The following is an 18,598-nucleotide window of genomic DNA, read 5'->3' as shown; positions in this document are numbered from 1 at the left end:
CAAAAAAGAACGCCCCGGCTCCTGGGGAGGGAGCCGGGGCTGATAAGCTCGCGTGGGGCTTGGGGGAGTGGGGATGCCGCGAGCCTATTCCTGAATTTCTCGTGTCACGTCCTTGCGGACGTCAGTAGCAAACCGGGCGTTCCACCTGGACCATCTGTCCGGCGCTCTTCACCCAACGCATCTGTACAACGCAGTCGCCGGCGAGTTCCGGAGCGAGCGGAGCAGCCACGGTCGCGGCCTCGCGCTTCAGATATCCGGTCGCCGAAGCCGCGCCAGCGAACAGTGCGGCGATGGCGATTAAACTAGCGATACTTCCAATAGCGACGGTCTTGAGCATAGCACTTAACCTTCCCTGCCGATTATATCCGGCGGTTAGGTCGCCGGCTTTTTAACTCATCATGCCGTTACTCTCGCCTACTGCGTCAGAACCGAAGCTGAACCGCTTGTTGTGGACGGTTCAGCCTCATGAATGTTCGAGAACAGGTGCGTTCATCAATCATTCATAGTTTTCGGTCGTTCACGTCGGCTTAACGTGTGTGGTTACGAGAAAGTTCCAAGGCCCCTCAGCAATTCGTGATTAAAATCGCGATAGGGGCTTGACCGATGCGTCGATGCAACAGCGTCGGCGCGCGCAGTAGCCTACGTCTGCACGTACGTCAAGAGGTATTTATTGCCTGCCCCGGCAGGCGTCGGTTGCAAGGTGCCGTACAGCCTGCGCTGGCAGGTGTCAGTCGGCACACGTCGGCGTCATCACCTGCTTCGGGCCCTGCGCCGTGAAGGTCACGGTCCGCTTCATGAAGCAGGTGCGATAGCTGGACTGGCGGTTGGCCGCGAAGGCCGGCGCGTAATAGCTGCCGGAGCCGAAGCCGACACTCACCGGAGCCTGCATGGCCCGCTCGGCCACGTAGGCAACATCCGTCGGCGCCACATAGGTCGAGGTCGCGGAAGCGGTCGAAATCTGCGGTAGTACGGCGAGGCCACCGAGTGCGACGATGCCGACGATTCCGGTGATGATCAGCTTCGACATGTCGAACTCCTGATAGCGGTCTGCCGGGCGTCCCGGCCAAGCTGTACGGTCAAGCTGTGTGCGATTGCGTGGCGTCTCTATGAGGGATGAAGGCGCAACGCTGTCTGAACCGCTTGTTTTCTGTTGTTCATATTGGGCGGGCCGCGGATGCTTTCATCCCAAAACACACGGTTTTGTTCGTCTTGCCGTTGCAAAACACGGCCGCTATAAGCCGCCGCGAACTCCAACGGACCTCAAAATCCCGAACAAGGACCACACCCATGGCGCTCGAGCGCACCTTTTCGATCATCAAGCCGGACGCCACGCGCCGTAACCTCACTGGCGCGGTCAACGCCCTCATCGAGAAGGCGGGCCTGCGCATCGTCGCGCAGAAGCGCATCCTGATGACCCGCGCCCAGGCTGAGACCTTCTACGCCGTGCACAAGGAGCGCCCCTTCTTCGGCGAACTCGTCGAGTTCATGATCTCCGCGCCGGTGGTGGTGCAGGTGCTCGAAGCCGAAGGCGCCATCGCCAAGTATCGTGAAGTGATGGGCGCCACCAATCCGGCGAACGCCGCAGAAGGCACCATCCGCAAGGAGTTCGCGCTGTCCGTGGGCGAAAATTCGGCGCACGGTTCCGACAGCGCCGAGAATGCCGCGATCGAGATCGCGCAGTTCTTCGCCGGTAACGAGATCGTCGGCTGATACCGGCGCGGGCGCATTTCGCGCCCGCCAGTATTACCGATTACCGGTACTTGCCCGTTACCGGGCTGTTGTCTCTTGCTGCTGCGCCCGCTTGGTCCCATACCAAGCGGGCGTAGTTTTTTGCCCGGCGATTGCCAAACCTTCCCAAAGGGGCTTGGCCACCGCATGGATTATTATGTATGTTGGCGGCTATTAGGCGCTGCGGGGGTCCGGCCACGGAGAAGTGGCCCGCAGCGGGGATGCCGTTTGGCGCGCCATTTAGAGCGCCCTAGGAGTGGGCCCGCCGGAGCCACCTCCTCTTGCCTCAACTCGTGTCGGCGCGCCAACGCCGGAAAACCATAACGAGGCCCCATCCTGTCGGGATGGGAGGTGAGGGAAACACCACCAATGGACGTCATGCAGCCCCTGTTCTGGCTCGCACTTCTCAAGATCATCTGGATCAACATCCTGCTTTCGGGCGACAACGCCGTGGTCATCGCCATGGCCTGCCGCTCGCTTCCCGATAATCTGCGCCGCTGGGGCATGATTCTCGGTGCCGGCGTCGCCGTCGGCATGCGCGTCGTCTTCACCGCCGTCGTCGCCACGCTGCTCGGCCTGCCCTGGCTGAAGATCGTCGGCGCGCTGGCGTTGCTCTACATCGCGGTCGACCTGGTGCTGCCGGAGGAAGAAGGCGCTGAGGGCGGCGTTGCCGGTCATGACAATCTGTGGCGGGCGGTCGGCACCATCGCTGTCGCCGACCTGGTGATGAGCCTCGACAATGTCGTCGCCATCGCCGCCGTCGCCGACGGCAACTGGACGCTCATCATCATCGGCCTGATCATTTCCATCCCGATGATCATCGCCGGCGCCGCGCTCATCATGTCGCTGCTGTCGCGTTTCCCGGCCCTGGTGTGGGCGGGTGCCGCGCTGCTCGGCTGGGTGGCCGGCGAGATGTTCATCTCGGACGTGAAGATCCACGAGTTCTTCGGCGAAGCCTTCGCGCACAATATGGAATATCCGGTCGCCATCGCCGGTGCGCTGCTGGTCCTCGCCATCGGCTGGACCATCGCCCGCGCGCGCAAGGGCGCGCACGTGGAAAGCTCCAATCCCTGACACGATCTTGCACCCGCGGCCCCCAGGGCCGCGGGTGCCTCGGTTTGTTTCCCTCACCAACCGAATTGTGTCCGCCAAGTGACGTAGCGTAAATCTGGACCTTTGCGCGCGTTGCCCTATCGTCAGCTAAAGACCTGAGAGGAAATCGAATGAGCTTCGGGGATCCCATCTTCTGGGTGGCCTTGCTCCAGATCATCTGGATCGACCTGCTGTTGTCCGGCGACAACGCGGTCGTCATTGCCCTTGCCTGCCGCTCGCTGCCCGAGAGCCAGCGCAAATGGGGCATCATCCTCGGCGCCGGCGCCGCGGTCGGCCTGCGCATCATCTTTGCGCTGGCGGTGTCCTATCTGCTCGGCGTGCCCTTCCTGAAGGTGCTGGGCGGCGTGCTGCTGTTCTGGATCGCGATCAAGCTGGTGATCGACGAGGGCGGCGAAAGCCATGAGGTCGCGAGTTCCGACAGCCTGTGGAAGGCCGTGCGCACCATCGCCATCGCCGACGCGGTGATGAGCCTCGACAATGTCGTCGCCATCGCCGCCGCGGCGCGTGGCCATGCCGAACTCTTCATCTTCGGCCTGCTGCTCACCATCCCGCTGATCGTGTTCGGCTCGCAGCTCATATTGAAGCTGATCGCGCGCTTCCCGATCCTGATCTGGGCGGGTGCGGGCCTGCTCGGCTGGATCGCCGGCGAGATGTTGCTGGGCGACAAGGTGGTGCTGGAATATCTGGCCGGCACCGCGCCGGAGATGGTCGAGAAGATCGAGGATCCGAACGATCCGGTCGGCCTGAAGGCTGCGCCGCTACCGCATTACGTGGCGTCTGCGGTCGGCGCCGCCTTCGTCATCGCGTTCGGCTGGATCTGGAAGAGCCGGCGCGGTGCGCACACCGCCGAAAGCGGTTCGCACGGCTGAGCCTGAGCTGATCGTTGCTGCTTTTCGCAGCGCGGTATGAAATCGGGAAACGCTCCGCTACCATGGTGGCGGAGCGTTTTTCATGAATCAGCACGTCGCGCCGGTCCGCACCGGCCATTCCGCCTGCCCGCATGACTGCCCGTCGACCTGCGCACTGGAAATCGACATTTCCGGCAACCGCATCGGCCGGGTGCGCGGCTCGAGCGCCAACACCTTCACCGCCGGCATCATATGCGCCAAGGTCGCGCGCTATGCCGAGCGCGCCCATCATCCGGACCGGCTGACCCAGCCGCTGCGCCGCACCGGTCCCAAGGGCTCGGGCGAGTTCGCGCCGATCTCCTGGGACGATGCGCTGGACCTGATCGCCGAGCGTTTCCTGGAGGCCGAGCGTCTCCACGGCCCGGAAGCGGTGTGGCCGTATTATTATGCCGGCACCATGGGCCTGGTGATGCGCGACGGCATCAACCGGCTGACCCACGCCAAGCGCTATTCGCGCTTCTTCTCCACCATTTGTGTCAATCCGGCCTGGGCCGGCTTCCTCGCCGGCACCGGCAAGCTTGCCGGGCCCGATCCGCGCGAGATGGCGAAGTCCGACCTCGTCGTCATCTGGGGCACCAATCCGGTCTCGACCCAGATCAATGTGATGACCCACGCGGTGCGCGCCCGGAAGGAGCGCGGCGCGAAGATCGCGGTCGTCGATGTCTATAATTCCCCGACCATGGAGCAGGCGGACATACCGGTGCTGATCCGCCCCGGCACCGATGACGCGCTTGCCTGCGCCATCATGCACGTGCTGTTCCGCGACGACCTTGCCGACCGCGCCTATCTTGCGAAATTCGCCGACGATCCCGCTGGCCTCGAAGCCCACCTCAGGGACCGCACGCCGGAATGGGCGGCCGCCATTACCGGCCTGCCTGCGGCCGAGATCGAGGCGTTCGCCCGGGCGATCGGCGGGACGCCGCGCACCTTCATCCGTGCCGGCTACGGCTTCACCCGCTCGCGCAATGGCGCGGTGGCGATGCATGCGGTGAGTTGCATCCCGACCGTCACCGGCGCCTGGCAGCATGAAGGGGGAGGGGTCTTCCACTCCAACAGCGCGATCTATCGCTGGAACAAGCGCATGATCGAGGGCTCCGACCTGATGGTCGGCGCCGATGGCGTGAAGAACACGGCGCGCATGCTCGACCAGTCGCGCATCGGTGAGGTGCTCACCGGCGATGCGGATGCGCTCGCTGGCGGCCCGCCAGTCACCGCCATGCTGATCCAGAACACCAATCCGGTCTCCATCGCCCCCGATCAGGCGCGGGTGCGGGCCGGCTTCGCGCGCGAGGATCTGTTCGTCGCGGTGCATGAGCAGTTCATGACCGAAACCGCGCGCATGGCGGATATCGTGCTGCCGGCCACCATGTTCGTCGAGCATGACGACGTCTATCAGGGCGGCGGCAATCAATATGTCATCCTCGGCCCGAAGCTGATCGAGCCGCCGGGAGAATGCCGCTCCAACCATGAGGTGATCGCCGCCCTGGCCCAGCGCCTTGGTGCCGAGCACCCCGGCTTCACCATGAACCCACGCGAGCTGATCGACTGGACGCTGCAGAAGACCGGGCGCGGCACGCTCGAAGAGCTGGAGGAAAAGCGCTTTATCGACGTCCAGCCGGATTTCGAGACTGCGCATTATCTCAAGGGCTTCCACTGGCCGGACGGCAAGTTTCGCCTGAAGCCGGACTGGTCGCGCGCGCCATCCTCGGCGCCGAAGCGATTCGGCCCGGCCGACGCGATGCCGCAATGGCCGGACCATTGGGCGGTGATCGAGGAGGCGAATGCGGACTATCCGTTCCGCCTGGTCACGTCGCCGGCGCGCTCCTTCCTCAATTCCAGCTTCACCGAGACGCCGGGCTCGCTCAATCGCGAGAAGCGGCCGGAACTGATGGTCCATCCGGAGGACGCCGACGCGCTTGGCCTCGCTGAGGGCGAACTGGTCCGTGTCGCCAGCGCGCGCGGCGAGGTGCTGCTGCATCTGCGCCGCTTCAAGGGCGTGCGGCGCGGCGTGGTGGTGGCGGAATCGATCTGGCCGAACGGCAAGCACGAGGGCGGCCGCGGCATCAACACGCTCACCGGCGCCGACCCGGTCGCGCCTTATGGCGGCGCGGCGTTTCACGACAACCGGGTGCGGATCGAGCGGGCTTGAGGGCGTCCGGCTGGAGCATCCTTCGACGCCGCCTGCGGCGGCACCTCAGGATGAGGTTGTATCTAAGAACGACCTCATTCTGAGGTGCGAGCGTAGCGAGCCTCGAAGGATGCTCCAGCCGGACAACCGCGGAAGTGCTGGCACTATTTCTTCGTCAGGCGCCGATCCAGCCAGACCAGCGCAAGGATGGCGGCCAGGAAGCCCAGCAGGATGACGAAGGCGTTGGTGGCGGTCTGGAGCCAGCCGATCTTTGCGACGTCCATGAACGGATAGGCGTACTTGTTCTCGATCTCGCCTCGGGTCAGCGCATAGGCGAGATACGCCCCCGGATAGAGCGACCACAGCAAGCCGTCCCGAATCCGCAGGCCGCCCTTCGGCGCGAAGAGCAGCCAGAACAGCGGCACCAGAACCGGCACCATGTCGTGCAGGATGAAATTGGCCAGCTTCGCCGCGCCGTGTAACTCGATCAGCCCGCGCAGCACGAGATTATAGGTGACGCCGACAAGCAGGATGGCCAGCGTGATGCCGCCCAACAGCGCCGGCGATCGGAATGCCGGCTTGCCGAGCGCGATGCCGGTGAACACGATCGCCACCAGCAGATTGGTCAGGATGGTGAAGTAGCGGAGCAGGATCCAGACGGTGACGGCAAGCGACCCGCTTTGCTCGAAGGTGGCGCTGAACTGCACCGCCAGCCCCACCCAGCCGATCAATGCGATGGCCGCTGCGGCCATGCGCGCGGCACCGGATTCGCTGCCCATTGATCACCCCCGCCAGGGCTGCCCTAGATCCCCGGCGCCACCAGCGCGCGCTCGGCCACCTCGAATTCGTCCACCACCACCCGCTCGCCCTCAATCCGGGCCCGGCCTTCGCAGATCAGGCGCAGCGCGGCGGGATAGATGATGTGTTCCTGCGCCAGCACGCGCGCAGCCAGCAGTTCCGCGGTGTCGCCCTCGAGCACCGGCACGGCGGCTTGCATGATGATGGGGCCGACATCCATTTCCGGCGTCACGAAATGCACCGTGCAGCCATGGATCTTCACGCCGGCCTCCAGCGCCCGCTCATGGGTGTGCAGGCCGCGGAAGCTCGGCAGCAGCGCCGGATGGATATTGATCATCCGCCCCCGCCATTTCTCGGTGAAGCCGGGGGTGAGCAGCCGCATGAAACCGGCGAGGCAGACCAGTTCGACCTTCGCCTCTTCCAGTGCCGCATCGAGCGCGGCATCGAAGCTGGCGCGGTCGGCATGCGCCTTGTGGTCGATGACCACGGTGTCGATGCCGGCTTCCTCGGCGCGCACCAGCCCGCCGGCATCCGCCTTGTTGGAGATCACGGTGACGATCTCGGCCGGATAGCCCGGCTGGGCGGCGGCCTCGATCAGCGAGGCCATGTTCGAGCCGCGCCCGGAAATGAGGACGCCGACCCGCGTCTCGCTCACAGCGGGCATTCCAGGTCGAGCGCGCCGTCATAGATGGTGCGCGACGGGCCGGTACAGGGCTCGACGGCGCCGAGGTGGATCACTTCCTCGCCGCCATCGGCGAAGGCGTCCGCCACCGTCTCGGCGTCACCGGCATCGCAGATCACCACCATGCCGATCCCGCAATTGAAGGCGCGCAGCATTTCGGCCTCCGCGACGCCGCCGGTCTGCGCCAGCCAGCGGAACACCGGCGGCACCGGCAGGCCGGAGAGGTCGATCCGTCCCACCGTGCCGGCCGGCAGCACGCGCGGCAGGTTCTCGGTGAGGCCGCCGCCGGTGATGTGGGCGAGCGCCTTGACCTTGCCGGTCGAGCGGATGACGGCGAGCGCGGACTTCACATAGAGCCGCGTCGGCGTCAGCAGGGCGTCGCCGAGGCTATGGCCATGGCAGAACGGGGCTTCGGCGTCCCACGCGAGGCCGGAGCGCTCGACGATGCGGCGCACCAGCGAATAGCCGTTGGAATGCACGCCGGAGGAAGCGAGGCCGAGCAGCACGTCGCCTGGCTGCACGGTCGGCAGCGGCAACAACTCGCCGCGCTCCACGGCGCCGACCGAGAAGCCGGCGAGGTCGTAGTCGCCCTCGGCATACATGCCGGGCATCTCGGCAGTCTCGCCGCCGATCAGCGCGCAGCCGGCTTCCTGGCAACCCTTGGCGATGCCGGCGACAATGCTGGCGCCGACTTCCGGGGCCAGTTTTCCGGTCGCGAAATAATCCAGGAAGAACAGCGGCTCGGCGCCCTGCACCACGAGATCGTTGACGCACATGGCGACGAGGTCGATACCGATGGTGTCGTGCTTGCCGGTCTCGATGGCGATCTTCAGCTTGGTGCCGACGCCGTCGGTGGTGGCGACGATCAGGGGATCCTTGAAGCCGGCGGCCTTGGGATCGAACACCCCGCCAAAGCCGCCGATCTCGGCATCGGCGCCGGGACGGCGCGTCGCCTTCACCAGCGGCTTGATGAGGTCGACAAGGCGGTTGCCGGCGTCGATATCGACACCCGCATCGCGATAGCTGAGGCCTTTGTCCGTCTCGCTCATCATCTCCCCCGGAAGGTTCTGCGCGGATTAGCGGCTTATGCGGCGGGGGGCAAGCAGGGGAGAGTTACTTCCGCCGCGCATGATCGATGGCGAGTGCCAGCAATCCCGCCGCCAGCCCCCAGAAGGCGGAGCCGATACCGGCGAGCGAGACGCCCGAGGCGGTAACCGCGAGCGTCAGTACCGCTGGGAAGCGCCTTGTGATGTCGTGCAGCGCGGTGCCGAGCGCGTTCGCCAGCGGCCCGAGCAGGGCCAGCCCGGCAAAGGTCGCCACCAGTCCCGCCGGCAGCGCGGCGATCAGCGCCACGATGGAAGCCCCGCCAACCGCCAGCACCAGATAGCTCGCCGCGTAGAACGGCCCGGTCATCCAGCGCTTGTCCGGGTCCGGGTGGGTGTCCGGCCCGGTGCAGAGCGAGGCGGTGATGGCGGCAACGTTGCTGGTCAACGAGCCGAACGGGGCGGTGAGGAGCGAGGCGATGCCGGTGGCGGTGAGGATCGAGGTAACCGGCGGCTTGTAGCCGGCCGCCTGCAGCACCGCGAAGCCGGGCAGGTTCTGCGACGCCATGGTGACGAGATAGAGCGGCAGTCCGATGCCGATCAGCACCTGAGCATCGAACTCCGGCATGATCGGCGTGATGCTCGGCAGCGGGATCCCGGCAGGCAGCGGCCCGACCCGGCCAAGCGCGAAGGCGAGCGCGACGCCGACGCCGAGCACCACCAGCACCGCACCGAACGGGCTGACGCGGCGGGCGACGAGGAACAGCACCACAAGCGGCAGTACCAGCGCCGGGTCGGCCTGCGCCGAGGTGAAGACCGCGGCGGCGAAGCGGAACAGCACGCCTGCCAGCATCGCCGCGGCGATCGACACCGGGATGCGCTGCACCAGGGTGCCGAGCGGCTTCACCGTGGCGGTCAGCAGGATCAGCACGCCGACCAGCAGATAGGCGCCGGTCGCCGTACCCACCGTGAGCCCGTGCGAGGCGGCGATCAGTGCCGCGCCGGGCGTCGACCAGGCGGTCACGATCGGAATGCGGTGCCGCACGCTGAGGAACAGCGTCGTCAGCGCCATGGAGAGGCAAAGGCCCAGCACGCCGGAGGAGGTCTGCTCCGGGCTGGCGCCCACCGCCTGCGCGGCGGAGACGATGAGCGCGAGCGTGCCGCCGAACCCGACGAGAGCGGCGACGATGGCGGAGATGGCGATGGAAGGGCGCATGGAACACGGGGCGCTACACGGGCGGGAGCCGCCTTGTGCCATGTCCCGCGGGAGCCGTCACCGCCTGAACCAGGTGCCCTATCGGCAGCTTGCCTTGGCAAGCGAGCGGTACGGCATTATTTCATGATGGGGGAACGCCGAAAAAAATGAACCTTCCGAACATCATAACCATTGCCCGCATCTTCACGGTGCCGGTGGTGGTATGGGCCATCGTCTCCGGGCGGCCGGGCGTCGCCTTCTGGCTGTTCCTCGCTGCCGGTATTTCCGACGCCATCGATGGCTTCATCGCCAAGCGCTATGGCCTGCAGAGCGAACTCGGCGCTTATCTCGACCCGCTCGCCGACAAGGCGCTCCTCGTCTCGATCTATGTGACGCTGGCGGTGGCCGGCTATGTCCCGCAATGGGTGGCGATCGCGGTGGTGTCGCGCGACATCATGATCGTCTCGGCGGTGATCCTGTCCTGGGTGCTGGACAAGCCGGTGACCATCCGGCCGCTGGTGGTGTCCAAGCTGAACACCGCGGCACAGATCGTGTTCGCCGCCTTCGTGCTGGCCTCGCTCGGCTTCGGCTTTCCGCCGGGACCGGCCTTCGATCTCGGCATGGTGCTGGTCGGCGCGCTGACCACGCTCTCCGCCGCCGCCTATCTCGGCGAGTGGGCCCGCCACATGGCGGCGTGAGTTACGTAGCTGGTCCGCGCCGCACGCAGCGGAACCCGACATGGCTGGTCGAGGTGTCGACCGGCTCGGCATGGCGGGCGGCGGGGCGATAGCGGCGGCAATAGTTCGGCGCGCACAGATGCGAGCCGCCCTTCAGCACCTTGCGCGGTATGCGGATCTCCGGCTGTGTCGGATCGAAGCTCGCCGCCTCCGGCCCGCCGCGTGGGTTCAGCGGTACGCAACACGCCTTCGGCGCGTCCTGGGGATGGCGGGTCGACCAGAAATCGCTGGTCCATTCCCACACATTGCCGATCATGTCGTAGAGGCCGTAGCCGTTCGCGGGGAAGGACTTCACCGGCGAGGTGCGCTCGAAGCCGTCGAGCGCGAGGTTCTGGAACGGGAACTCGCCCTGCCAGGTATTGGCCATCTGCCGGCCTTCGGGGCTGAATTCCTCGCCCCAGGCGAATTCGGTGTCCTCCAGCCCGCCGCGGGCGGCGAATTCCCATTCGGCCTCGGTCGGCAGCGACTTGCCCACCCAGGCGGCATAGGCTTCGGCATCCGCATAGGCGACATGCACCACCGGATGGTCGTCGAGCCCCTTGATCGAGGAGCCCGGGCCGTAAGGCTTGCGCCAGTTCGCGCGGAAGCGGAACGCCCACCACTGGCTCCAGTTGCGCAGGTCCACCGGATGGTCCGGCGGGGTGAACACCAGCGAGCCGGCCTTCAGCATATGCGGCAGTGCGCCCGGATAATCCTTGGGATCGGGCGTGATCTCGGCCACGGTGACATGGCCGGTGGCCTCGACGAAGGCACGGAACTGCGCGTTGGTCACCGGCGTCGCGTCGATGAAGAAGCCGTCGACGCTCACCCGGTGCACCGGCCGCTCCTCGGCATAATGCCGGTCCGAGCCCATGCGGAAGGTGCCGCCGGCGATGAAGACCATCTCGCTCTCGAGAGGCGCCGGCGCGGAGTGCTGGCGGTCGCGGGCTGCTCTGTTCACACTGGCTCTCTTCTATTTGTCGAACGGGAAAATGCGCTTCCAGTCGTTCTTCATGCTGATCACGGTCCAGCCCGCCTTTTTGGCCTCGTCGTAAAGCGCCTGCGTGAAGGTGCCGACCTTGGTGGCGGGGAGGCCCTGTGCAGGACCGTAAGCGAACTCGCGCTCCGCGTCATCGTGGAGAACGAGCACCGAGAGCCGCGCGCCGTCACCGCCCTTGGTATATTCCAGCATCTGCTGGTCACCGGTGGAATTGCCGAACGCCGCATGGGGGCGACGGCCGATCATCAGATGAATGCCTTCCGCCTTGCCGGCATTATTGTCGTTGAGCAGCAGCTTCGGCTCTTTCGTCAGGAATGGCTTGCCATCCTTGCCATAGCCGTACTTCGTCCCGCCCGCGGTGCCCACGACCTGCTCGACCGGGACGCCGTAGACGCGCTGCGAATAGGAGCGCACGAAATCCTGGCCGCCTCCGGTGACGATGTAGGTCTTAAAGCCATTGGCTCGCAGATAGGCCATCACTTCGAGCATCGGCTGGTAGACAAGCTCGGTGTAGAGACGGCCGAAACGCTTGTCCTTGGCGCTTGACGTCCATTTCACCGCCTCGGCATTGAAGTCGTCGACCGACATGCCGGTCAAGGTGGCGACGGCGATGGTCTCGAGCTGCTTCATCGTGAGCTTGGCGATGGCTTCCTTATTGCCGGAAAGCACCGTCTTGAACGGCTCGACCTTCGCGAGCTCCGGCCGCTTGGCCACCACTGCGGGAACACGCTCCAGGCAGAAGATGAACTGGGTGTAGGAGGGCTGTTCGACCCACAACGTCCCATCCTGATCGAAGGTGGCGACCCGGTCGTCGGCAGGGACGAAATCCGGGCTCGCCTGCTCGGTCGTTTTATTGACGAAGTCCAGGATCGCCTGCCTGGCCTGGCCGTCGTTCCAGGACGGGAGCGGATCGGCACCCGGCGAGGCGCCCTGTGCCAAGGCGGGCACCGATGCCGCCAGCATCGCCAGCAGAAGCAGCGCCGCCGCCGCGGCCCGGCGGGTGATTGCGACGAGAGATCCGTGCGGCATGTTCAACCCCCAGGTTGGGAGGCGGGCGCAGGACGCCCGCCACTTTCTCAACCGCCGCTATTCGCCGGCGCGACTGGACGTCCTCATTGCCTTCACCTGCTGGATGACCTGTTCGAGGTTGTAGCTCGCCGGATCCTGCAGCGGAGGATAGTCGATGTAGCTTGAGAGTTCCTTCAGCCAGAGCGCCTGGCCGATCGGCAGCATGTTCCAATCATAGACATAAGCCGTCGAAGGTGAGGTAAGAGCACCGCCCATGCCGAAGAGTGTCTTGTACTGCTGGCCGATCGAGGTTTCGAAGGGATCGCGCTTGATGTTGACGACCTGCGTCCAGTGATAGGGCACCACGCCGGTCAGGAAGCCGGCCGGATCGTCCGAAACCATCGCGAAGTACATCTTCCAGTTCTTGTAGCGGACCGCGGACGGGTCCTTACCGGAATAATAGAAGAAGGTGTTGCGTGCCGACTTCGGCGATTTTCCTTCGAGGTAGTCACGCTCATTCACACCGTCGAGCGTGGTCTTGACGATACCGGGGTAAGCACCCTTCTCGATCCGCGCCTTGAGGTCGTTGCCCTTTTCGCCGCCGGCGATGTCCACCAGCGTCGGCAGCCAGTCGAGCGAGGCGAAGATGTCGGTCTTCACGGTTCCCGGCGCTATGTGGCCCGGCCAACGCACGACCAGAGGTGCGCGCATGCCACCCTCCCACGTGCTCAGCTTGCCGCCCTTGAACGGGGTGGTGCCGCCGTCGGGGAAGGTAATGGTCTCGGCGCCGTTGTCGGTCGTGAACATGATGATGGTGTTGTCGAGTTGGCCCATCTCCTCGAGCTTCTTGAGGACATAGCCGATATTGTCGTCCATCTGCTTCATGCCGGCTTCGTTGGCGCCCCAGTCCTTGCCGCCGGGCTCGCCGATCATGTTGTTGTACTTGTCCGACAGCACGGTGGTGATGTGCATGCGGGCGGGATTGTACCAGACGAAGAACGGCTTGCCGGTACTTGCGGGGTTGTTGCGATCGAGGAAATCGATCACCTTGCTCGAGATTTCCTCATCGACCGTCTTGGAGCGCTCGAGCGTGAGGGGGCCTTCGTCCTTGCAGGTCTGGTTCGCTGAGGTGCCGTCCGAGGACTTGCACGCCAGCACGGGACGAGGCGGCATGAGGCAGAGCGTGGTCTTGGGATCGACCGCGCCGGGAGGCTCGCTCAGGCCCGGAACCGGGGTGTTGCGGCAAGGCGGCGCGACGGTCTGTTCCGTCGGGGTCTTGTTGATGTCCGGGAAGCTGACGCCCTGCATGGCATCGAGGTGATACAGATAACCCCAGAATTCCTGGAAGCCGTGCGCGGTCGGCAGCGCGTCGGTGTGGTCGCCGAGATGGTTCTTGCCGAACTCGCCGGTGGAATAGCCGAGGTCATACAGGAACTTGGCGAGCGCCGGCGTGCCCGGGCGCAGATAGGACGGGCTGCCCGGCAGTTGCGGCGGGATCATGCCGGTGCGCAGGGGATGCATGCCGGTGAAGAAGGCGTTGCGCCCGGCCGTGCAGCTTTGCTCGGCATAGTAGTCGGTGAAGAGCGCGCCCTCCCGGCCGATGCGATCGATGTTCGGCGTCTCGCCGACCATCAGGCCACGATGGTAGATGCTCGGCTGCATGTAGCCGATGTCGTCGCCCATGATGAAGAGGATGTTGGGCTTGGCCGGTGTCTGCGCCGCTGCGGGCTGCGCGTGTCCGACCGTCGCCGCTATTGCTAGTCCACCTGCCAGGGCGGTGGAGGCCCACCACGATTTCGATCGAATGTCCATCTTGAGGCTCCCATAGCTGCTCATTGGTTGCACCCGACCCAAGGATGCGCGCCACCATCGCGCGTAGCGGCGCCAGCGACTATTGGGCCGACGGGCGACGCGATTTGCCCGAAAGGGCAATTGCTTCCCGGATGGCTTCGATCAGTTCGAAGCCGGCAAATGGTTTGGTGAGATAGGCAATGGCGCCGTCACTGAGCGCGCGGGCGCCTAAACCGGGACTGTCGAACGCGGTAATCAGGATGAACGGGATTTCTTCTTGTCGTTTACGAATGAGTTGCAGTAATTCAAGCCCGGGCATTGCCGGCAAATTCTGGTCGCATACGATGCAGCTGGAACGGCTATCCGCGCTATCCTCCAAAAATGCTTCCGAGGAGCCGTAGGCGACGGGTTGGAATCCCGCGGCCGCGAGCAAGCGCTGGAGCGCTTTTCTCATGCTGTCGTCATCATCTATTATGACAACCCGGGCGGTGGCCATGGATCCTCCAATGGCCACCATTGCACCCAAATCCGGCTTGGCCCATTGGACGCAAGGGCAGGTCGGATTTCCCTTAAGGGCTGTTTGCCTCGCTCTGGAGGCCCCTGATATCGCGGATGCGCATGAGGCGCTCGGCAAGTCGGCCGAGCTCGGCGGATGATCCGACCCCCAGTTTTTCCATCATATGAGCGCGCTGCGCTTTCACCGTGCGCTCGGCGACGCCGAGTTCGTCGGCAATCTGCTTGTTGAGCTTGCCGGCTATGACGCCATCGAACACTTGCCTCTCCCGGGGAGAAAGCGAGCCGTACCTGTTGCTCAGGCTTTCTTCCTGGGTTCGCTCGGTGCGCCGTTGCAGGTCGAGTGCAAGAGCGCGCCGCACCGCTTCGAGCAGCGTCTCCGCCTTGATCGGCTTTTCCAGGAAATCGACCGCGCCGGCCTTCATTGCGCGCAGACACGTCGGCACGTCGGCGTGCCCTGTCATGAACACCACCGGCAGGTCGGCGCCGAGTTCCCGTAAGGCAGCGTGGAGGTCGAGACCCGAGGGCCCGGCCGGCAGCCTGACATCGAGCAACAGGCATCCATGACGGCTCTCCGGTCGGCTAAGCAGATAGTCGCCAGTCGACGCATAGCCGACGGCGTCGAAGCCGGCTGCGCCAAGCAGACGGATAAGCGCGGTTCGCAATGAGGCATCGTCGTCGACGATGTGTATTTGTGCCTTAGTGGTCATTTTCTTCCCCCCACGAGGCAGTCTGGCCAGCAAGCGGCAATCTCACGCGGAAAACTGCGCCGTCGCCGGGCGCGTCTTCTACCCACACATTACCATTCTGCGCTTCGACAAGCGTTCGCACGATCGACAATCCGAGGCCAATACCGGTGCGCTTGGTGCTGAAGAAAGAGTCGAAGAGTTTTGAACGATGCTCCGGAGCGATACCGTGGCCCCGATCCTGAACGGTTATGAGCGCGTCTCCCAAGCGGCGCTCCGTCGAAATCATGACCGTCTTTCGCTCATCCGGCACGTCGCTGACAGCATCCATTGCATTGAGGGCGAGATTGAGCAGCACCTGCTGCATCTGGATACGGTCGGCTATGACCTCGACACTGGGTAACTCTGGCCGGATTGCGAGAGTTACGCGCCGACGGTGTGCCTCTGCACGCAGTATCGTTGCCATGTCTGCGAGCGAGTCATTCAGGTCGATGACCTTGCGTTCGACCTGGTGCTTGGTGAGAAGGCTCCTGAGCCTGCGGATGACTTCGCTGGCGCGGATATTGTCGCGGTGTATGTCGCCAAGAATCTGCTGGAGCTCGCTGGCCTGGGCGGTGCCGGAATGGAGCATCAACTCAGCCGCGTTCACATTGCTGAGGATGGCACCCAGCGGCTGGTTGATCTCATGGGCAATCGAGGCTGTCAGCTCGCCCGCAATCGCCAGACGGGAAGCGTGCGCAAGTTCAAAGCGGTGCTTGTCTACCGAAGCCTCGGCGCCTCGACGGCGGCGACGTTCGATCAATAGCCCTGCAACCAATCCCGATTGCAGGAGGACGATTGCAATCGCAATGAGCGCCTCGGTCTTGTACGCCTCCCAGAATGTCGGCTCCTTGAAATGCACGACCGTACCAGGGGGGATCTCGCTCTCGCTGATGCCCCAGCGTCGAACTTGCCGCCAGTCGACATTCAGCGTGGTTGGCATGATCTGCGGCAATTGCAATGTCGCGGGGTCAGTACCGGTGAACAACCGGTTCACGATACCCCCGGCTTCGCGCCCCATGGCCTCGAAGCTTGGCATCGCGCCGCCGACAATGCCGACACCGATGAAGGTGTTGTAAGGCCCGTAGACCGGGGCGGTGGAAGCCGCTGCCATTGCCCGCGCTGCCTCGCGAGGGGCGAAATCGCGGCCTGCGCCATCCTGGAAGTAGCCTGGCGTGAACACCACCGTATTGCGATCAAGCGCGCCGAGGTGCTTCAGCACTTCATCGGTCGGCAGGCCGCCCAGGAACTCTGTGGTAACTCGCCCGGCGAATTGTCCTGTCAAAGCTTTTAGCGAGGCCTCCATTTCGCGATCGGGCGCCGACGCGCCGGTAACCACGACGAGCCGCTTGGCGTCTGGATGCCATTTCAGAGCCTGGTCTATCGTCCCCGCCAGATCATACTCGACCGGAATGCCGACGACGTCCGTGGGCAATGGCTGCTTCAGCTTCACGAACGCGAAGTCGACGCCCATGAATACGACCGGGACAGATGGGAAAAGTTTCGTCCGATTGTTGAGCAGGAAGCCCAATGCTCCGTTCCCTGCTGCAACGATGACATCAGGGGGATGGGCGGTGTATTTTTCACGAAGGAAGGTGACGACCGTCTGCACATAGTCCTGGCCGGTAAAACGCGGCGCATCGAGGAATTCGGTGCTGACGACGGTGTTTCCCTCCCGACCGGAAAGGACCTGATTGAGTCCGCGATCCCCCTCGACATTGGCCGGAAGCAGCCGGTTGTTTTCATAAAGCACAAGGACGTGCCTGGCTTCCGAAGCTGCTTCGCTTCGACCACCAGGAGACGATGCTACAAGGATCAAGAAGATCAGAAGCGGCGCGGAGCAAAGCCACCGCCGACCGAGTTTGGCCCATTCAAAGAGGCTCGGCCCGCACGAACGCACAGCTTGCCCCCCGACCGCCAACAAGTGGTTGATGCTACCTGAAGTTTCGTCGGTGGCGTAGGGCGCCCCTGCGTGCTCGTACGCGGCCACGCGCTTCCGCCAAATTCGCCCCCGCGGCCGGCGACAGGGCCGCGCCTTTTGCACAATCGCCCGTGCCGTGTTTGTCCTGTATCAATGAATCGGGCGTACCAAGCGTAAGGCGGAGCGCGGGGTCGGGCGCGAGGCCAAGCACAAAGCGTTGTCGGAAGGCGCAGTTCGGATGGTCCTGCATCGACAGGTAAAGTTCTGGCTGGCCGTGCTGGTCGGCTTCGTCCTGCTATGCTGGCTGCTGAGCGGGGTGCTGATACCCTTTGTCGCCGGCCTCGCGCTGGCTTATTTCCTCAACCCCATCACCACGCGGCTGGAGCGCCTCGGCATCGACCGCCTCATCGCCTCGCTGGTGGTGATCGGGCTGGCGCTGATGTGCATCATCATGTTGATGCTGCTGGTCATACCGATCCTCGGCAGCCAGTTCGCCGCCTTCCTGGAGCGGCTGCCAGAATACATCCTCAAGCTCCAGTCGCTGGCCACCGGGGAGGGTGCTCGCTGGCTGCGCTCGGTGATCGGCGACCGGCTACCCAATATCCAGCGCAGCATGAGCGACCTCGTCACCCAGGGCGCGGCCTATATGCTCACCTTGCTGCAGTCGATCTGGACCGGCGGGCAGGCGCTGATCTCGCTGTTCTCGCTGCTGGTCATCACCCCGGTCGTCGCCTTCTACATGCTGAACGACTGGAACCGCATGGTGGAGAAGGTCGATTCCTGGCTGCCTTTGAACAATCGCGAGACCATCCGCGAGATCGCCCGCGAGATGGACAGCGCCATTGCCGGCTTCGTGCGCGGGCAGGCGGCGGTGTGCCTCATCCTCGGCGCCTTCTATTCGATCGCGCTCACCATTTCCGGGCTGAATTTCGGCCTGGTGATCGGCTTCGTCTCCGGCGTCATCACCTTCATCCCCTATGTCGGCTCGCTCACCGGGCTGGTGCTGGCGGTCGGCGTCGCCATCGTGCAGTTCTTCCCCGACTGGGGCATGATCGCGATCATCGCCGGCATCTTCCTGTTCGGGCAGTTCATCGAGGGCTATATTCTCTCGCCCAAGCTGGTCGGCGACAGCGTCGGCCTGCACCCGGTCTGGCTGATGTTCGCGTTGCTCGCCTTCGGCTATGTGCTCGGCTTCCTCGGCCTGCTGCTCGCGGTGCCGATGGCGGCGGCGATCGGCGTGCTGATGCGCTTCGCGCTTTACCAATATCTTCACAGTCCGCTCTATACCGGGGAGGAGACCGACCCGGCGGATGGCGGAGTGAGTTGAGA

18 protein-coding genes are annotated in these 18,598 nt (G+C 64.6%); 6 read left to right on the top strand and 12 right to left on the bottom strand.

Annotated features, from left to right (window positions below; genetic code table 11):
* Positions 1 to 121: 121 nt before the first annotated feature.
* Both G3545_RS05970 and G3545_RS05965 read right to left on the bottom strand, forming a co-directional pair.
* Positions 122 to 337 (bottom strand): hypothetical protein, encoded by a 216-nt coding sequence (locus G3545_RS05970; protein WP_170010750.1) that lies wholly within the window; start codon positions 335 to 337, stop codon positions 122 to 124.
* 390 nt (positions 338 to 727) lie between these two features.
* On the bottom strand, positions 728 to 1,027 hold the full coding sequence (locus G3545_RS05965) for a hypothetical protein (RefSeq protein ID WP_170010748.1): 300 nt from the start codon (positions 1,025 to 1,027) through the stop codon (positions 728 to 730).
* Positions 1,028 to 1,287: 260 nt separating this feature from the next.
* Here G3545_RS05965 and ndk point away from each other — a divergent pair, with 260 nt between their 5' ends.
* From ndk to G3545_RS05945, 4 genes are all read left to right on the top strand, one after another.
* On the top strand, positions 1,288 to 1,710 hold the full coding sequence (gene ndk / locus G3545_RS05960; protein ID WP_170017932.1) for a nucleoside-diphosphate kinase: 423 nt from the start codon (positions 1,288 to 1,290) through the stop codon (positions 1,708 to 1,710).
* Between the two features lie 387 nt (positions 1,711 to 2,097).
* On the top strand, positions 2,098 to 2,802 hold the full coding sequence (locus tag G3545_RS05955) for a TerC family protein (protein ID WP_170010746.1): 705 nt from the start codon (positions 2,098 to 2,100) through the stop codon (positions 2,800 to 2,802).
* A gap of 149 nt (positions 2,803 to 2,951) precedes the next feature.
* On the top strand, positions 2,952 to 3,710 hold the full coding sequence (locus G3545_RS05950) for a TerC family protein (RefSeq protein WP_170010744.1): 759 nt from the start codon (positions 2,952 to 2,954) through the stop codon (positions 3,708 to 3,710).
* Between the two features lie 82 nt (positions 3,711 to 3,792).
* Positions 3,793 to 5,898 (top strand): molybdopterin oxidoreductase family protein, encoded by a 2,106-nt coding sequence (locus G3545_RS05945; RefSeq protein ID WP_170010742.1) that lies wholly within the window; start codon positions 3,793 to 3,795, stop codon positions 5,896 to 5,898.
* A 143-nt stretch (positions 5,899 to 6,041) separates the two neighbouring features.
* Here the strand turns inward: G3545_RS05945 and G3545_RS05940 are convergent, their stop codons facing one another.
* The 4 genes from G3545_RS05940 to G3545_RS05925 all read right to left on the bottom strand — a co-directional run bounded on the left by G3545_RS05940 (position 6,042) and on the right by G3545_RS05925 (position 9,616).
* Positions 6,042 to 6,656, bottom strand: coding sequence for a Pr6Pr family membrane protein (locus G3545_RS05940; RefSeq protein WP_170010740.1), 615 nt, complete (start codon positions 6,654 to 6,656; stop codon positions 6,042 to 6,044).
* A 23-nt stretch (positions 6,657 to 6,679) separates the two neighbouring features.
* Complete coding sequence (gene purN, locus G3545_RS05935; protein WP_170010738.1) at positions 6,680 to 7,339, bottom strand: phosphoribosylglycinamide formyltransferase; 660 nt, start codon at positions 7,337 to 7,339, stop codon at positions 6,680 to 6,682.
* Positions 7,327 to 8,406, bottom strand: coding sequence for a phosphoribosylformylglycinamidine cyclo-ligase (gene purM, locus G3545_RS05930; RefSeq protein WP_170010736.1), 1,080 nt, complete (start codon positions 8,404 to 8,406; stop codon positions 7,327 to 7,329). The genes purN and purM overlap by 13 nt, the downstream gene beginning before the upstream one ends.
* A gap of 64 nt (positions 8,407 to 8,470) precedes the next feature.
* Complete coding sequence (locus tag G3545_RS05925) at positions 8,471 to 9,616, bottom strand: benzoate/H(+) symporter BenE family transporter (RefSeq protein ID WP_170010734.1); 1,146 nt, start codon at positions 9,614 to 9,616, stop codon at positions 8,471 to 8,473.
* 146 nt (positions 9,617 to 9,762) lie between these two features.
* On the opposite strand from G3545_RS05925, the gene G3545_RS05920 reads away from it, so the two are divergent.
* The gene (locus G3545_RS05920) at positions 9,763 to 10,293 is read left to right on the top strand and encodes a CDP-alcohol phosphatidyltransferase family protein (protein ID WP_170010732.1); all 531 of its coding nucleotides are present in this window, start codon (positions 9,763 to 9,765) and stop codon (positions 10,291 to 10,293) included.
* A gap of 1 nt (position 10,294) precedes the next feature.
* Here the strand turns inward: G3545_RS05920 and G3545_RS05915 are convergent, their stop codons facing one another.
* The 6 genes from G3545_RS05915 to G3545_RS05890 all read right to left on the bottom strand — a co-directional run bounded on the left by G3545_RS05915 (position 10,295) and on the right by G3545_RS05890 (position 17,338).
* The gene (locus tag G3545_RS05915; RefSeq protein WP_170017931.1) at positions 10,295 to 11,215 is read right to left on the bottom strand and encodes a formylglycine-generating enzyme family protein; all 921 of its coding nucleotides are present in this window, start codon (positions 11,213 to 11,215) and stop codon (positions 10,295 to 10,297) included.
* 69 nt (positions 11,216 to 11,284) lie between these two features.
* A complete protein-coding gene (locus G3545_RS05910; protein WP_170010730.1) occupies positions 11,285 to 12,340 on the bottom strand; it encodes an HAD family hydrolase in 1,056 nt (351 codons plus the stop codon).
* Positions 12,341 to 12,397: 57 nt separating this feature from the next.
* On the bottom strand, positions 12,398 to 14,131 hold the full coding sequence (locus tag G3545_RS05905; RefSeq protein WP_170010728.1) for an arylsulfatase: 1,734 nt from the start codon (positions 14,129 to 14,131) through the stop codon (positions 12,398 to 12,400).
* Between the two features lie 79 nt (positions 14,132 to 14,210).
* A complete protein-coding gene (locus G3545_RS05900) occupies positions 14,211 to 14,606 on the bottom strand; it encodes a response regulator (protein ID WP_170010726.1) in 396 nt (131 codons plus the stop codon).
* A gap of 73 nt (positions 14,607 to 14,679) precedes the next feature.
* The gene (locus tag G3545_RS05895) at positions 14,680 to 15,333 is read right to left on the bottom strand and encodes a response regulator (protein ID WP_170010724.1); all 654 of its coding nucleotides are present in this window, start codon (positions 15,331 to 15,333) and stop codon (positions 14,680 to 14,682) included.
* Positions 15,323 to 17,338, bottom strand: a complete 2,016-nt coding sequence (locus tag G3545_RS05890) for a HAMP domain-containing sensor histidine kinase (RefSeq protein WP_170010722.1) — start codon at positions 17,336 to 17,338, stop codon at positions 15,323 to 15,325. Before G3545_RS05890 ends, G3545_RS05895 begins: the two co-directional genes overlap by 11 nt.
* 169 nt (positions 17,339 to 17,507) lie before the next feature.
* Here G3545_RS05890 and G3545_RS05885 point away from each other — a divergent pair, with 169 nt between their 5' ends.
* The gene (locus G3545_RS05885) at positions 17,508 to 18,596 is read left to right on the top strand and encodes an AI-2E family transporter (RefSeq protein ID WP_170010720.1); all 1,089 of its coding nucleotides are present in this window, start codon (positions 17,508 to 17,510) and stop codon (positions 18,594 to 18,596) included.
* Positions 18,597 to 18,598 lie beyond the last annotated feature (2 nt).

Origin of the sequence: Starkeya sp. ORNL1, from assembly GCF_012971745.1 — a bacterium.
Classification (GTDB): Bacteria; Pseudomonadota; Alphaproteobacteria; order Rhizobiales; family Xanthobacteraceae; genus Ancylobacter.
The sequence above is the reverse complement of the archived record's forward strand: the minus strand, read 5'-3'. Positions and strand labels throughout refer to the sequence as shown.